Source organism: Salmonella sp. A7 (assembly GCF_020181675.1).
GTDB lineage: Bacteria > Pseudomonadota > Gammaproteobacteria > Enterobacterales > Enterobacteriaceae > Salmonella > Salmonella enterica.
Map to the genome: position 1 here is coordinate 223,129 of NZ_CP084001.1, position 16,470 is coordinate 239,598.

11 protein-coding genes and 1 pseudogene are annotated in these 16,470 nt (G+C 55.4%); 7 read left to right on the forward strand and 5 right to left on the reverse strand.

Annotated features, from left to right (window positions below; all coding sequences use genetic code 11):
* Positions 1-100: 100 nt before the first annotated feature.
* Entirely contained in the window at positions 101-1,399 is a 1,299-nt protein-coding gene (locus tag LCS67_RS01045; protein ID WP_001150175.1) for an aromatic amino acid transport family protein, read from the reverse strand.
* 117 nt (positions 1,400-1,516) lie between these two features.
* Positions 1,517-1,669, reverse strand: a pseudogene (locus LCS67_RS01050) (PLP-dependent transferase); the annotation flags it as partial.
* Positions 1,670-2,041: 372 nt separating this feature from the next.
* Between LCS67_RS01050 and LCS67_RS01055 the strand changes: the two are divergent.
* Complete coding sequence (locus LCS67_RS01055; protein WP_001537650.1) at positions 2,042-2,149, forward strand: type I toxin-antitoxin system toxin Ldr family protein; 108 nt, start codon at positions 2,042-2,044, stop codon at positions 2,147-2,149.
* Positions 2,150-2,230: 81 nt separating this feature from the next.
* Here the strand turns inward: LCS67_RS01055 and bcsG are convergent, their stop codons facing one another.
* Genes bcsG through bcsE form a run of 3 tightly spaced genes read right to left on the reverse strand, consistent with a single transcriptional unit; the run spans position 2,231 to position 5,666 of the window.
* Complete coding sequence (bcsG, locus tag LCS67_RS01060) at positions 2,231-3,910, reverse strand: cellulose biosynthesis protein BcsG (protein ID WP_000192016.1); 1,680 nt, start codon at positions 3,908-3,910, stop codon at positions 2,231-2,233.
* Complete coding sequence (gene bcsF, locus LCS67_RS01065) at positions 3,907-4,098, reverse strand: cellulose biosynthesis protein BcsF (RefSeq protein WP_000988321.1); 192 nt, start codon at positions 4,096-4,098, stop codon at positions 3,907-3,909. Before bcsF ends, bcsG begins: the two co-directional genes overlap by 4 nt.
* The gene (gene bcsE, locus LCS67_RS01070; RefSeq protein WP_001205759.1) at positions 4,095-5,666 is read right to left on the reverse strand and encodes a cellulose biosynthesis c-di-GMP-binding protein BcsE; all 1,572 of its coding nucleotides are present in this window, start codon (positions 5,664-5,666) and stop codon (positions 4,095-4,097) included. Before bcsE ends, bcsF begins: the two co-directional genes overlap by 4 nt.
* Before the next feature lie 244 nt (positions 5,667-5,910).
* Between bcsE and bcsR the strand changes: the two genes are divergently transcribed.
* The 6 genes from bcsR to bcsC are packed head-to-tail and all read left to right on the forward strand — an operon-like array spanning position 5,911 to position 16,436.
* Positions 5,911-6,114: a cellulose biosynthesis protein BcsR gene (bcsR, locus tag LCS67_RS01075; protein WP_000282616.1), complete on the forward strand. Its 204-nt coding sequence runs from the start codon at positions 5,911-5,913 to the stop codon at positions 6,112-6,114.
* A complete protein-coding gene (bcsQ, locus tag LCS67_RS01080; protein ID WP_000996123.1) occupies positions 6,115-6,867 on the forward strand; it encodes a cellulose biosynthesis protein BcsQ in 753 nt (250 codons plus the stop codon).
* Positions 6,864-9,488: a UDP-forming cellulose synthase catalytic subunit gene (gene bcsA / locus LCS67_RS01085; protein WP_001275342.1), complete on the forward strand. Its 2,625-nt coding sequence runs from the start codon at positions 6,864-6,866 to the stop codon at positions 9,486-9,488. The genes bcsQ and bcsA overlap by 4 nt, the downstream gene beginning before the upstream one ends.
* A gap of 10 nt (positions 9,489-9,498) precedes the next feature.
* Positions 9,499-11,799, forward strand: coding sequence for a cellulose biosynthesis cyclic di-GMP-binding regulatory protein BcsB (gene bcsB / locus LCS67_RS01090; protein ID WP_000823821.1), 2,301 nt, complete (start codon positions 9,499-9,501; stop codon positions 11,797-11,799).
* Positions 11,800-11,802: 3 nt separating this feature from the next.
* Complete coding sequence (bcsZ, locus tag LCS67_RS01095) at positions 11,803-12,912, forward strand: cellulose synthase complex periplasmic endoglucanase BcsZ (RefSeq protein ID WP_000988811.1); 1,110 nt, start codon at positions 11,803-11,805, stop codon at positions 12,910-12,912.
* Positions 12,894-16,436, forward strand: coding sequence for a cellulose synthase complex outer membrane protein BcsC (gene bcsC, locus LCS67_RS01100; RefSeq protein ID WP_031567364.1), 3,543 nt, complete (start codon positions 12,894-12,896; stop codon positions 16,434-16,436). Before bcsZ ends, bcsC begins: the two co-directional genes overlap by 19 nt.
* Positions 16,437-16,470: the final 34 nt, after the last annotated feature.

Here is a 16,470-nt window from a genome sequence, read left to right on the forward strand (position 1 = left end):
TTGCGTTTTATGCCGGATGGCGGCTGCGCCTTATCAAGCCTACACCGTACCTGTAGGCCTGGTAAGCGTAGCGCCACCGGGCATGGCTCTCCGGTACGACTTATTCAATCAATTTTAATAACGGCGACAGGCACAACAATATTCCATATAACAGAATAAGCCAGGTTTTCAGGCCGCGTAATTTTTCCAGTTGCGCTACTTTATAAATCAGGAAAAAGGGAATAATACACGCGACAATGCCATAAAGCGGACTGCCTAACTGGAAAAAGACCAATACTGAGACGCGAAACGAAACCCAAATAACCAGAGTCACCACGATAAAGACACAGATTCCAGATGTCAGTAACAGTGGGTTGACGTTTTTGACATCCATAATACGACTCAATACATTCAGCACAATACCTTTAAGCGCTTCGTGAAAACCTAAATAAATACCAAAGAACGCGGTAAGTACGGCAAAAATATTGAGGATGGTAGAGGTAATGTGGATGATATGGCCAGGGATTACCTGAGCTGCCAGTGCAAGGGCGGAAATATTCTGCTCGAACGCTGATACCGCCTCTTCATGGCTAATCGAAAAGGTAAACGAGAACGAGAAAAAGAGAATAATGGCAATCAGCGTAATATAGCTAATGCGATGCGTGCGAATCGCCATCCGGGTGGCCAGCACACGGTCAGGCTCGCGCTTACGATAGGCGATGTTCATTGGGTTTAGCACCTGAATGAAGACCGCAGAAAAGAAGCAAAATGGGATAGTGAGCAGTACGTCGCGAAAGAAAACCGATGCGGCGGGAAAGGCGGAAATATTATCAAGATTCCAGTGTGGGATCATAGCGAAACCGAATATCAGAATGATCCCGACTTTTACCACCACCATCGGGCCGGAAATTTTAAATAATAACTTTTCCCCGCCGGAGGCAATCGCCACCAGTACGGCGAAAATCGCGACTTTATAGATAATAGACTGCGAAAGATCGGCCTCAGTAAGGCCGAAGGTTTTGATATAGGAGGCGCTATCAAACACCACCGACAGGGAGTAAATAAACACCCCGTGGATAATCATAAGAAAATAGATTACACCGAGGAAAACGCCCCAGTTTTTGCCAAGATAGTGACTGATAATATCCGTATAATCGTCACAGGTTTCGCTTTCAGATAACGTTTTTAGATAAATATCCTGCACAATATAGGTAGCGGGATAGGCGATGATAAAAGCGGTAATAAATACCCAGATCCCCTTGAGACCGATTTGCACTGGCATTAAGACGGTACCGGCGCCGATCGCCATACCGATACACAAGAGCACCCAGCCAAAATCATATTTTGTAAACGGTAATCTCGTTGAAAGCGGTGTGGTCGTAGCGTTACTGTTATTTAATGGTAATGTGTCGTCCTGCATAGAGCCCCCTGCCCAAAATATAGGCAGCTCTCTCATAAAGAATGCTGCCTATAACCAGGCTATAGTGCCTTGATACCCGATGCGGCAAACCGGTGACAGCGGTTCGCCGAGCAATCGTCAGAATGCTGCTTTTCTGCTGGCGCGTTCAAGGTCATGAATAATATCGTCGGGATCTTCAGGTCCCGCTGAAAGACGGATAAGTTCGTCGGTAATACCTGCTTTTAGCCATTCCTCTGGCGCAACAGGCGAATATGTCATAGACGCAGGATGCTGAACGAGGGTTTCGGTATCACCGGGACTGGCCGCGAGGAGGCATAATTTACAGAATTGAGCGGCTGACTGCCAGCCTCAGAAATGCTGAATGTATTCTGGCAAATAAAAATAATCGTCTGCGAAGCGTCACGCAGATTGTACGTTAGCGCCGTGCCGGGACGGGGATTTTGCCGTAATATCAGCAGCAAGCCGGGTTTACCCGGTGAGGCGCAATGTTGCGGGGGCTTGATCCCCGGCGGCATAGGTTGCTGGATAGAGAAAACCCCCGCACGTTGACTGGTATAAACCTGGCAACCTGACGGGGGCTAACTTGAACCTCAACATATCAAGGATAGCCGCGAACGGTTGCCATTGCAACAAGGCGGCTATATGACGCTTACGCAGTTGGGCGTGGCCTTCTGGCACGATCTGGCAGCGCCGATCATTGCTGGCATTATCGCCAGTGTGATCGTCAACTGGCTACGTGACAGGAAGTAACGCGTTTTGAGCGTCTGTCCGCCGTAATGGCAACATGCGCCCGAACCAGGCCGCAGGGGAAACCTTGCGGCCTTTTTCGGTTTACTGCGGGTAAGGCACCCAGTCGCCGCCATTCAGACGAACGTAGGGCTTACCCTGGTACTGAATCACCACCGCATTAGCGTTTTCTGAAACCGGCGCGGTTTGCGGCAGATTGCTGGTCAGCTTGTTCCAGTTCACACTGTCTTCGGTAAAGAGCTTACCGTCCACGGCGCGTACGACCAGTTCGGAAATCGCCAGGTAGCTGCTCGGCTGGTTAATATCAATCGGCGCGCCCTCATGCGGGGCTTTCATGCCAAAAAATTTCACGCCCGCCGGGACGTTGGTGATGGAGGGGCTGGGAATATCGCGCAGGCCTGAGATCTGCATTCTGTCGCCCTTCAGCGCGCCGCCGTGCTCCGGTACGACCACCACCATCACCTTACGCCCGGATTTCTCCAGTTCGGTAAAGAAGGCGTCCAGTTCATCGAACAGTTTCTGCGCGCGGATTTTATAATCCGCCGTTTTGCTGACGCCGGGGAAGTGGTTGCCATCGTGCAGCGGCAGCAGGTTAAAGAAAGTCGCGGAGCGGGAATTGGCTTCACGTTCTTCCCCTGTCAACCAGCGGTTCAGGACCGCCAGATCGTCATATACCGGCGAGCCGTCGAATGACAGCAGGGCGGTTGGCAGGCCGGATTGGTTCATCAGTTCGCTCTGCATACCGCCGTTTTCGCGAACTTCTTTCAGGAAGCCGCCAAATTCACCGTTATGATCCATCATCAGATGCTGAGTAAAGCCCAGCTTCGCAAGATTATCAAACAGATAACATTCGTTATCGGCTGGTTGATAAAGTCGGGTATGCGATGGTTGACCACAGCTGGCGCGCAGCAGACGAATGGCCGCCGGGCCGCTGTAAGACGTGCCGGAATTAAAGTGTTTAAACAAAATGTCAAAGTGCGACCATAGCGGATGTGACATCAGGCCTGCCGCTTCGACATCCGACCAGGAGAGCGAACAAATGTTGATGACCAATAGGTCGAACGGCTGCGCATCAGGCGGAAGCTGCGCCGGGAACGTCGTTTTCCGCTTTTCTTCCGCGGCATAGAAGGTGTTCAACCAGGCGTTCAAATTCGCGGTCGTCGGCGGCGCGGTTTGCGCAGGTATATCGCCGATGACCGGCTTATCGCCCGCTGTCGCGACGTTAGCGGCTGCATTACCGCCAGTCGTCGTCACCGTATCGGTTGGCTGGCCTGCCGGCCACAGCGTAAAAACCGGGCCGGTTAATGTCAGGACATTCAGCCATACCATGATGGCGACCACAAACACCGTGACCCGAATCCACTGTGATAAAAATAGCCAGGCAACCAGCAGTACGAAGATGGCGCCGATCATTTGCCAGTTAATAAAACGGGCGATCAGATCGAGCAGATAACCGGAGCTGAATTCCGCCACCTGCGTCCCCTGGCTCATAATGCTTTGCGGGCCGGGCAGCCAGGTATCGTGCCAGAACAGCGCGAAGCCGACGGGAATGGCAATCCAGTGGCGCAACCGGTGAAGGCGATACTTTGGTATTGGCATGAGCAGAAACGCCATGAATACCAGATTCAGTAAAGGATGAAAATTCAGATAGCCTGCCCACAGCAGGCCAAACTTGACCAGAAAATAGAAGTTCCAGCCGGAAAGACCGCGCCAGTATTGCCAGAGCGGAGAAGGCATTGAAGGAGTTTGAGTATGCTGAGTCATTTTTTGTCTGCCTTGACTTTCGTAGCGCGGCGCAGAGTTCCGGCTGGTTTTACATAACGAGGTTTGGCAAATAGCAGCCGGGTCGTATCACTGATACGGCGTAGTGAATGACGCGCCAGATACCCCAGCGGAAAGAAAATCAGCGCGCAAAAAAGAATAATTTGCACGATATCGCTGATGGTCATCATGATGCACGCTCCGCGGTGTCGTCGAGCAATCGCAGGGGTTCAGGAATACGACGCCAGATGCGGCCATCGTGTTCGGCATTTATTACCGGGTCGGCGCGTTTTGCCAGCGGTAGCGGCGTTCCCCACAGTTCCGGCGACAATAAGCGCATCTGCACCAGCTCGGCGCTGATTTGTTTATCTTCGAACCAGACCATACGATTAGAGAAAATATCGCCCGTCGGCAAAGGGAAAATATGGTTTAACGCGGTATCCAGATCGTTGACCCGGCAGAATGATAAAAACAGCACCAGACGGTTGCCGCCGATGGTCATAATATCGCCGGTTCGGTTTGGTCGACATAATGTCAACGCCTGCTCAACCCGAATGCCCGGCACCGGGCGCAGCGCGACCAGAACGCCTTTCCCGTCGGCGGGGAGCAGGGTGTTGCTCATCATCGTATGGATGGCATCGCAGAAGGTATCCCACGGCTGAAAACCGCGCAGTTTCAACGGCTGCGTCATCGACAGTAGCGTGGTGATGTCTTCCGGTACGTAACGGCTGAACTGCTGCCCCTGCACGCTTTCAATAAGCGTCAGACAGCGTGAAAGCGGGGCGTTCCAGGGAATGATCATATTCGCGCCGCAGCCCAGCAGCAGGCGCTCATCGGTGGCGCGCAAACTGGCGATATTTTCGCGCACGACAATTTTCAGCGCGCTTCCCCGCTGGCGTCGCAAAGTATGAATGCGACGAGCAAGCGGCTCGATTTGGTTGTTCTGTGTAAGCGAAAAAATAATTGTCGCGGCCTGCGCCGTGCGTGCGTCGTTGAATAGCGCTTCGTTATTGTCGAAAAGCGTCCAGTGTTCCGAGAGCGGCGGCGCGCCTTCAAGGACGGCGACGTGGCTAAGAATGCGTTTTTCGTCGCTACGCGGCTGAATTGCCGTCTCCTCCTGATGGGATAGCGTCCAGCGTTCGTCCTGCTGACACAGCAATAACTGCTGTCGGGCGCTGACGCCTTTTTCGTTACACCAGAAGGCAATATCGAACAAATGTTGGTCGCCCTGAAAACGTAAACTGGCGAGGCCGAAAAGTGAGCGATACTCGCCCATCAACAACGAGGACTGTTTATCGCTATTATTACAAGGGTTAATAACCAACAATGAACAGTGATGAAAACGAGTCCATTTATTCATTTTTTCCAGCCATTTATGCAGGCTTTTTGACGTTATATTCCGCCACGTGTTATTTGCACAAATAAGAATGAAAAAGTAATGCGTCGGGTTAACAGAACAAAGCAAATCGTGGGGCAAAGAGTATAGCCCTTTTTCTGAATCCGGCATGGCAAATAAGCGGATTTTCTCCGGACCGTGAGATTCATCTAATTTGATTACTTTGCCAGGATCGCCTTCCATGCCGATGACGGCGACATTTGCATTCTCCGTTTGTGACGCAATCGTTTGATTCACCAGGCTGATGGCATCTTGCTGGCGATCGGCGTTAACCCACCAGACGCCGCCGGTTGGCATATGGCGCAGTTCATCCCATAATGATGAGATGCCGAGAGAAAATACGGGGTCCACAGTGTCCCTCATGTCACTATTTTAACTGTTTATCAGTTTACTAGCGAAAGCACAGAAATAAACCTAACATTGAAATTAAAACGCATCAGATTTAGCATGTGAATCAATTTGTCCGGCAGGATGCCCTGTAACTCTGCGCTTTGCATTTTTACACATTATAAATGAAGTCACGGAAAGATGAAAAATGCGCGTTCTCCCGTATTGACGACGGGGCGTAATGCTGCCAGTGAGAAATATTTAAAAAGGAGCAACCAGAATGTATAACAATGAACCTGGCGCTCAGTCCGATCCAACGTTGGGCTACACTTTTCAAAATGATTTTCTGGCATTAAGCCAGGCGTTTTCACTACCCGAAATAGATTATACCGATATTTCCCAACGCGAACAGTTGGCGGCGGCGATTAAAAGATGGCCACTCCTGGCTGAATTTGCGCAACCACATTCATTAAGGAAGCCATGAATGGCGATTCTGGGACTGCAGGGCGTGCGCGGCGGGGTGGGAACCACATCTCTCACCGCAGCACTCGCCTGGGCGTTACAAATCTTAGGGGAAAATGTCCTGGTGATTGACGCCAGCCCCGATAACCTGCTGCGCATGTCGTTTAACGTCGACTTTGTCCATCAGGGTGGCTGGGCGCGATCGTTGCTGGACGGCCAGGACTGGCGCGATGCCGGATTACGTTATACCTCACAGCTTGATCTACTGCCGTTTGGACAGCTCACCGCGCAAGAGCGGGAAAATCCGCAGGCCTGGCAGGAGACTCTGGGAGAGATCGGATCGGCTATCCAGGCGCTGAAAGCGAGCGGACGTTATAGCTGGATTTTACTGGACTTGCCCTACGGCGCGTCACCGCTGACACGGCAACTGGTGAGCCTCTGCGACCATACGCTGGCGGTAGCCCGGGTTGACGCTAACTGCCATATTCGCCTTCATCAGCAGGCGTTGCCTGCCGGAGCGCATATTCTGATCAATGACTTACGCATTGGCAGTCAGTTACAGGACGATCTGTACCAGGTCTGGCTGCAAAGCCAGCGCCGGTTGCTGCCCATTGTGATCCATCGCGATGAGGCGATGGCGGAGTGCATGGCGTCGAAACAGCCGTTAGGCGAATATCGCAGCGATTCGTTAGCTGCCGAAGAGGTGTTAACGCTGGCGAACTGGTGCCTGCTGCATGATGCGGGCGACAAAACGTCCGCCGGGAGCCTGCGATGAGCGCCCTTTCCCGGTGGCTGCTTATCCCGCCGGTTAGCGCGCGCTTGAGCGAGCGCTATCAGGGTTACCGCCGCCACGGCGCGTCGCCGTTTAGCGCAGCGCTCGGCTGCCTGTGGACGATTCTGGCGTGGATAGTGTTTCCGCTTGAGCATCCGCGCTGGCAGCGTATTCGCGACGGGCATAAAGCGCTTTATCCGCATATTAACGCCGCCCGCCCGCGCCCGCTGGACCCGGCCCGTTACCTCATTCAGACCCTCTGGCTGGTGATGATCTCGTCGACTAAAGAACGTCATGAACCGCGCTGGCGGTCATTTGCGCGCCTGAAGGACGTTCGTGGACGTTACCATCAATGGATGGATACCTTACCGGAACGGGTGCGCCAAAAGACAACGCACCTGGAAAAGGAAAAAGAGCTGGGACATCTTAGCAACGGCGCCCGGCGTTTTATTCTGGGCGTTATCGTGACCTTTTCACTGATACTGGCGCTGATCTGTATTACGCAGCCATTTAACCCGCTATCGCAATTTATCTTTCTGCTATTGCTGTGGGGCGTTGCGCTGTTGGTACGACGTATGCCGGGACGCTTTTCCGCGCTGATGCTCATCGTGCTGTCGCTAACGGTCTCCTGTCGTTATATCTGGTGGCGCTATACCTCGACGCTAAATTGGGACGACCCGGTCAGTCTGGTGTGCGGGCTGATCCTACTGTTTGCGGAAACCTACGCCTGGATTGTGCTGGTGCTGGGGTACTTCCAGGTGGTGTGGCCGTTAAATCGTCAACCGGTGCCGTTGCCGAAAGAGATGTCGCAGTGGCCGACGGTGGATATTTTTGTACCGACCTATAACGAAGACCTTAACGTGGTCAAAAATACCATTTACGCTTCGCTTGGCATTGACTGGCCGAAGGACAAGCTGAATATCTGGATCCTTGATGACGGCGGACGCGAATCATTTCGTCAGTTTGCCCGGCATGTCGGCGTGCATTATATTGCCCGCGCCACGCATGAACACGCCAAAGCCGGCAACATCAACAATGCGCTAAAACACGCGAAAGGCGAGTTTGTGGCGATCTTCGATTGCGACCATGTGCCGACACGCTCGTTTCTGCAAATGACAATGGGCTGGTTCCTGAAAGAAAAACAGCTGGCGATGATGCAGACGCCGCATCATTTCTTCTCCCCGGACCCGTTTGAGCGCAACCTGGGACGTTTTCGTAAAACGCCTAACGAAGGCACGCTGTTTTATGGACTGGTGCAGGACGGTAACGATATGTGGGACGCCACTTTCTTTTGCGGATCGTGCGCGGTGATTCGCCGTAAGCCGCTGGATGAGATTGGCGGTATCGCCGTTGAGACGGTGACGGAAGATGCGCATACTTCGCTCCGGCTGCACCGGCGAGGTTATACCTCAGCGTATATGCGCATTCCGCAGGCGGCGGGGCTGGCGACGGAAAGCCTGTCGGCGCATATCGGGCAGCGTATTCGTTGGGCGCGGGGCATGGTGCAAATTTTCCGCCTCGATAACCCTCTGTTTGGTAAAGGCTTAAAACTGGCGCAGCGGCTGTGCTACCTCAACGCGATGTTCCATTTCTTGTCCGGCATTCCGCGTCTGATCTTTCTGACCGCGCCGCTGGCTTTTCTGCTGCTGCACGCCTATATCATTTATGCGCCTGCGTTGATGATTGCGCTATTTGTGATACCGCACATGGTCCACGCCAGCCTGACTAACTCGAAGATTCAGGGCAAGTATCGTCACTCTTTCTGGAGTGAAATCTATGAAACGGTACTGGCATGGTATATCGCACCGCCGACTCTGGTCGCGTTGATCAATCCGCACAAAGGGAAATTTAACGTCACGGCGAAAGGCGGGCTGGTGGAAGAGAAGTACGTCGACTGGGTAATCTCGCGTCCGTATATCTTCCTTGTCTTGCTTAACCTGCTCGGCGTGGCGGCGGGCGTATGGCGATACTATTACGGGCCGGAAAATGAAACGCTGACCGTCATCGTTAGCCTGGTGTGGGTCTTCTACAACCTGGTCATTCTCGGCGGCGCGGTTGCGGTTTCGGTAGAGAGTAAACAGGTCAGGCGCGCGCATCGGGTCGAGATTGCCATGCCGGGGGCCATCGCCCGCGAAGATGGACATTTGTTCTCCTGTACCGTACATGACTTCTCCGACGGCGGGTTAGGCATCAAGATCAACGGTCAGGCGCAGGTGCTGGAAGGGCAGAAAGTGAATCTGTTGCTTAAACGCGGGCAGCAGGAATATGTCTTTCCAACGCAGGTGGTGCGCGTAACGGGCAATGAGGTCGGACTACAACTGATGCCGCTCACCACCAAACAACATATTGATTTTGTGCAGTGTACCTTCGCGCGCGCCGATACGTGGGCGCTTTGGCAAGATAGCTTCCCGGAAGATAAACCGCTGGAAAGCTTGCTGGATATTCTGAAGCTGGGCTTCCGCGGATATCGCCACCTCGCGGAATTCGCGCCGCCTTCAGTAAAAGTAATTTTCCGATCGTTGACGGCGTTAATTGCCTGGATTGTATCGTTTATTCCGCGTCGCCCGGAGCGGCAAGCGGCGATACAGCCGTCGGATCGGGTTATGGCTCAGGCTCAACAATGATGATAATGCGATGAAAAGAAAATTGTCCTGGATGTGTGCGGCGGTAATAGGATTAAGCGCGTTTCCTGCTTTCATGACGGCGGCGGCGCCTGCTACGCCGCCATTGATAAATGCTGAACCCACCGAGCCTGCGCAGTCGCCCGCAACTGAGGCGCCCGTCGTGGCGCAGACCGCGCCTTCGCGCGAGGTCAAGCTGACCTTTGCGCAAATCGCGCCGCCGCCGGGTAGTATGGCGCTGCGTGGCGTTAACCCTAACGGCGGCATTGAATTTGGTATGCGCAGCGATGAAGTGGCGTCGAAAGCGGTGCTGAATCTGGAATATACGCCCTCGCCGTCGCTCCTGCCGGTTCAGTCGCAGCTCAAGGTTTATCTCAATGACGAACTGATGGGCGTACTGCCGGTGACAAAAGAGCAGTTGGGGAAAAAGACGCTGGCGCAGGTACCTATCAATCCGCTATTTATCACCGACTTTAACCGGGTGCGGCTGGAGTTTGTCGGCCACTATCGCGACGTGTGTGAAAACCCGGCCAGCAGTACTCTGTGGTTAGACATCGGGCGAAATAGCGCCCTGGATCTGACCTATAACATGCTGGCGGTGAATAACGATCTGTCCCACTTTCCGGTGCCGTTTTTCGATCCGCGGGATAACCGTCCGGTGACGTTGCCGATAGTGTTTGCTGACATGCCGGATCTGACGCAGCAGCAGGCGGCTTCTATTGTCGCGTCCTGGTTTGGCTCGCGGGCGGGCTGGCGCGGTCAGCGCTTCCCGGTGTTGTATAATCACCTGCCGGATCGCAATGCGATCGTGTTCGCCACCAACGATCGACGCCCCGATTTCCTACGCGATCATCCTGCGGTTAACGCGCCGGTTATCGAGATGATGAGCCATCCGGATAATCCGTATGTGAAGTTGCTGGTTGTGTTTGGTCGAGATGATAAAGACCTGTTGCAGGCGGCAAAAGGTATCGCGCAAGGGAATATTCTCTTCCGTGGTTCCAGAGTGGTGGTCAACGATGTAAAACCGCTGCTGGCGCGCAAACCGTATGATGCGCCGAACTGGGTGCGTACCGATCGCCCGGTCACTTTTGGCGAGCTGAAAACCTATGAAGAGCAGCTCCAGTCGAGTGGGCTGGAGCCGGCGCCCATCAACGTTTCTTTGAATCTGCCGCCGGACCTCTATTTGCTGCGTAGCAACGGTATTGATATGGATCTCAACTACCGTTATACCTCGCCGCCGACCAAAGACAGTTCACGGCTGGATATCAGTCTGAATAACCAGTTCCTGCAAGCCTTTAGCCTTAATAGCACGCAGGAAACTAATCGACTCCTGTTGCGCTTGCCGGTACTTCAGGGACTGCTGGATGGTAAAACGGATGTGTCTATTCCGGCGCTCAAACTGGGGGCGATGAACCAACTACGTTTTGACTTCCGCTACATGAACCCGATGCCGGGCGGGTCGGTGGACAACTGTATTACCTTCCAGCCGGTACCGAATCATGTGGTGATAGGGGATGACTCCACTATCGATTTTTCGAAATATTACCACTTTATCGCGATGCCGGATTTACGCGCGTTCGCCAATGCGGGTTTCCCGTTCAGCCGGATGGCCGACCTGTCTGACACGCTGGCGGTGATGCCGAAGACCCCAACCGAAGCGCAAATGGAAACGCTGCTGAATACGGTCGGCGCCATTGGCGGGCAGACCGGTTTCCCGGCAATTAATCTGACCATCACCGATGATAGCGCTCAGATAGCCGACAAAGACGCCGATCTGCTGATTATTGGCGCTATTCCGGGCAAGCTAAAAGATGATAAGCGTATCGATCTGTTGGTGCAGGCGACACAAAGCTGGGTAAAAACCCCGATGCGGCAGACCGCTTTCCCGTCGATTATGCCGGATGAGGCCGATCGTGCGGCGGATGCGCAGTCCACCGTCACCGCCAGCGGCCCGATGGCGGCGGTGGTGGGCTTCCAGTCGCCGTTTAATGATCAGCGCAGCGTGATTGCTCTGCTGGCTGACAGCCCACGCGGCTACCAGCTACTGAACGACGCCGTGAATGACAGCGGTAAACGCGCCGCGATGTTTGGTTCCGTGGCGGTGATCCGCGAGTCCGGCGTTCACAGTCTGCGCGTTGGCGATATCTATTACGTCGGACATCTGCCGTGGTTTGAGCGGCTGTGGTATGCGCTGGCGAATCACCCGGTGCTGCTGGCGGTACTGGCGGCCCTCAGTGTGGTATTACTGGCGTGGGTATTGTGGCGTCTGCTACGTATTCTCAGTCGCCGTCGTCTCGACCCTGACCATGAGTAACGCATGATGACTATGCTGCGCGGATGGATAACGATGCTCGTCATGCTGACGGCAATAAATGCGCAGGCAGCCTGTAGCTGGCCTGCGTGGGAACAGTTCAAGAAAGATTACATTAGCCAGCAGGGACGCGTTATCGATCCGGGCGATGCGCGAAAAATTACCACCTCCGAAGGGCAAAGCTACGCCATGTTCTTTGCCCTGGCAGCGAACGATCGACCGGCGTTCGCGCAACTGTTTAACTGGACGCAAAACAATCTGGCGCAGGGATCGCTGCGTGAACATCTGCCCGCCTGGCTGTGGGGGCAAAAAGATCCCGACACCTGGTCGGTGCTGGACAGCAACTCCGCGTCCGACGGCGATATCTGGATGGCATGGTCGCTGCTGGAGGCCGGTCGTCTGTGGAAAGAGACGCGTTATACCGAGGTGGGCACGGCGTTGCTAAAACGCATCGCCCGCGAAGAGGTCGTGAATGTGCCGGGGCTGGGCTCAATGCTGCTACCTGGCAAAATCGGCTTTGCCGAGGCGAATAGCTGGCGTTTTAACCCAAGCTATCTGCCGCCGCAGTTGGCGCAATACTTTAGCCGTTTTGGCGCGCCGTGGTCGACGCTACGGGAAACCAATTTGCGGCTTTTGCTGGAAACCGCGCCGAAAGGTTTCTCGCCGGACTGGGTGCGTTATGAAAGCAAGCAAGGCTGGCAGTTGAAAGCGGAAAAGACGCTGATCAGTAGCTACGATGCGATTCGCGTCTATTTATGGGCGGGAATGATGCATGATGGCGATCCGCAAAAAGCGCGTTTACTGGCGCGATTTAAACCGATGGCGACGTTAACGATGAAAAACGGCGTTCCACCGGAGAAAGTGGATGTCGTCAGCGGGAACGCGCAAGGGACGGGGCCGGTCGGGTTTTCCGCCGCCTTACTGCCTTTCCTGCAAAATCGCGACGCCCAGGCCGTGCAGCGACAGCGGGTCGCAGACCATTTTCCTGGCAGCGATGCCTATTACAACTATGTGCTGACTCTCTTTGGACAAGGCTGGGATCAGCACCGTTTTCGCTTCACCGTCAAAGGTGAATTATTACCTGACTGGGGCCAGGAATGCGTAAGTTCACGTTAAGTCTCATGCACGCTTTTTTGCCGGCTGGAGGTCGAAACGCCTTACCTGGCAAAAGGGGCGTTTCTCGGGCATTGTTGGGTTTATCGCTTGGTATGGCGCTAACACCGCTTGCCGGCGCAGCGACCTCCGCGCAGCAACAGTTGCTGGAGCAGGTTCGGCTGGGCGAGGCCACGCACCGTGAGGACTTAGTCCGTCAGTCGCTCTATCGCCTGGAGCTGATCGACCCCAATGATCCACAGGTTATCGCCGCCCGTTTCCGCTATCTGTTGCGCCAGGGGGATAGCGACGGGGCGCAGAAGCTACTTGACCGGCTGGCGCAACTGGCGCCGGAGTCGACGGCGTATCAATCTTCCCGCACCGCGATGCTGCTCTCCACGCCGCAAGGACGTCAGTCTTTGCAGGAGGCGCGTTTACTGGCGACGACCGGCCATACTGAACAAGCGATCGCCAGCTACGACAAGCTGTTTAAAGGTTATCCGCCGGAGGGCGAACTGGCGGTCGAATACTGGACGACCGTGGCGAAATTGCCCGCCCGCCGTCACGAAGCGATTAACCAGCTACAGAAAATCAATGCCGTCAGTCCGGGTAATAACGCTCTGCAAAATGCGCTGGCGCAACTGTTGTTCGCCAGCGGGCGGCGCGATGAGGGATTTGCGGTGCTAAAACAGATGGCGAAATCCAGTACGGGACGCAGCGCGGCCTCCGCCATCTGGTACCAGCAGATAAAAGATCTCCCGGTGAGCGACGCCAGCGTAAAAGCGTTGCAAGACTATCTGACGCAGTTTAGCGAAGGCGATAGCGTGTCTGCCGCCCGCGCCCAGCTTAGCGAGCAGCAAAAACAGTTAGCCGATCCGGCGTTCCGCGCGCGCTCGCAGGGCATCGCGGCGGTTAATGCCGGAGAAGGCGGTAAGGCCATTGCGCAATTGCAGCAGGCGGTGAGCGCCCGGCAGGACGACAGCGAGGCGGTCGGCGCGCTGGGGCAGGCATACTCACAGCGTGGCGATCGCGCCCGCGCCGTCGCGCAGTTTGAAAAGGCGCTGGCGATGGCGCCGCACAGCAGCAGCCGCGATAAGTGGGAGAGTCTGCTGAAGGTCAATCGCTACTGGCTGTTAATTCAGCAGGGCGACGCGGCCTTAAAAGCGAATAATCTAGCCCAGGCGGAGCGTTTCTATCAGCAGGCGCGAGCAGTGGATAACACCGACAGCTACGCGGTGCTGGGGCTGGGGGATGTGGCGATGGCGCGCAAAGATAATGCCGCCGCCGAACGTTATTATCAGCAGACGCTGCGTATGGATAGCGGTAATACAAATGCTGTACGCGGGCTGGCGAATCTTTATCGCCAGCAGTCGCCGCAAAAAGCCGCCGCGTTTATCGCTTCTCTTTCCGCCAGCCAGCGGCGCAGTATCGACGATATCGAACGCAGTCTGGAAAATGACCGTCTGGCGCAGCAGGCGGAAACGCTGGAAAGCGAGGGCAAATGGGCGCAGGCCGCAGAACTGCACCGTCGTCGGCTGGCATTAGATCCGGGGAGCGTGTGGGTGACGTACCGACTGTCACGCGATCTGTGGCAGGCCGGGCAGCACGCCCAGGCCGATGCGCAAATGCGCTCTCTGGCGCAGCAGAAGCCAAACGATCCGGAACAGGTCTATGCTTATGGGCTTTATCTTTCCGGCAGCGATCGGGACCGGGCGGCGCTGGCGCATCTCAATACCCTGCCGACCAGCCAGTGGAACAGCAATATTCAGGAACTGGCGGGCCGATTGCAAAGTAACCAGGTGCTGGAAAGCGCTAACCGCTTGCGCGATAGCGGCAAAGAACGCGAAGCGGAAGCGTTGTTACGTCAGCAGCCTCCCTCTACGCGCATTGAGTTAACGTTGGCGGACTGGGCGCAGCAGCGTGGCGATAATGAGGCGGCCCGCGCCGCTTATGACGCCGTTCTGGCGCGGGAGCCGGGTAATGTCGATGCCATGCTGGGGCGGGTGGAAATCGACATCGCACAGGGCGATAACGCTGCGGCGCGCGCTCAACTGGCGGCGCTGCCTGCGTCGCAAATCACCTCTCTTAACATGCAGCGCCGCGTCGCGCAGGCGCAGCTCCAGCTTGGCGATATCACGGCGGCGGCGCGGACCTTCAACCGCATTACGCCGCAGGCAAAAGCACAGCCGCCATCAATGGAAAGCGCGATGGTATTGCGTGACGCCGCCGCTTTTCAGGCGCAAACGGGCGAGCCGCAGCGGGCGCTGGAGACCTACAAAGACGCAATGGTCGCCGCGGCGATTACGCCGGTTCGTCCCCAGGATAACGATACCTTTACCCGCCTGACGCGCAATGATGAAAAAGATGACTGGCTAAAACGCGGCGTGCGTAGCGATGCGGCGGAGTTGTACCGTCAGCAGGATCTCAATGTCACGTTGGCGCACGATTATTGGGGGTCGAGCGGGACTGGCGGCTACTCCGATCTGAAGGCGCATACCACGATGCTTCAGGTGGATGCGCCCTGGTCGGACGGGCGGGCGTTCTTTCGTACTGATATGGTGAATATGGATGTTGGCCGCTTCTCTACGGATGCGGATGGAAAATACGATAATAACTGGGGTACCTGTACGCTGGAGAAATGCAGCGGACATCGTAGCCAGGCCGATACGGGCGCGAGCGTGGCGGTCGGCTGGCAGAATGAGACCTGGCGCTGGGATATCGGCACGACGCCGATGGGCTTTAATGTCGTTGATGTGGTCGGCGGCGTCAGCTATAGCGACGATATCGGGCCGTTGGGTTATACCCTGAACGCGCATCGTCGCCCGATCTCCAGCTCGCTGCTGGCGTTTGGCGGGCAAAAGGACGCCAGCAGCAATACCGGCACCAAATGGGGCGGCGTGCGGGCCAACGGCGGCGGCGTCAGTCTCAGCTATGATAAAGGCGAAGCAAACGGTGTCTGGGCGTCGCTCAGCGGCGACCAGTTGAGCGGTAAAAATGTGGAAGATAACTGGCGCGTGCGCTGGATGACCGGTTATTACTATAAGGTGATTAACGAGAATAACCGCCGCGTTACCGTCGGGCTGAATAACATGATCTGGCATTACGACAAGGATTTGAGCGGTTATTCACTGGGTCAGGGCGGTTATTATAGCCCGCAGGAATACCTGTCGTTTGCGGTGCCGGTGATGTGGCGGCAGCGTACGGAAAACTGGTCGTGGGAGCTAGGCGGCTCGGTATCCTGGTCGCACTCCCGCAACCGTACCATGCCGCGTTATCCGCTGATGAATTTGATCCCGGCGGATTATCAGGAGGATGCGCGTGACCAGACCAACGGCGGCGGTAGCAGCCAGGGATTTGGCTATACCGCACGGGCGCTCATTGAACGCCGGGTCACTGCCAACTGGTTTGTGGGTACGGCTGTCGATATTCAGCAGGCGAAAGACTATACCCCCAGTCATCTGCTGCTGTATGTCCGTTATTCCGCGGCGGGCTGGCAGGGGGATATGGATTTACCGCCACAGCCTCTGGTGCCTTACGCTGACTGGTAATCATTGCGTCAGGCCTACGAATTGACAGGCATCG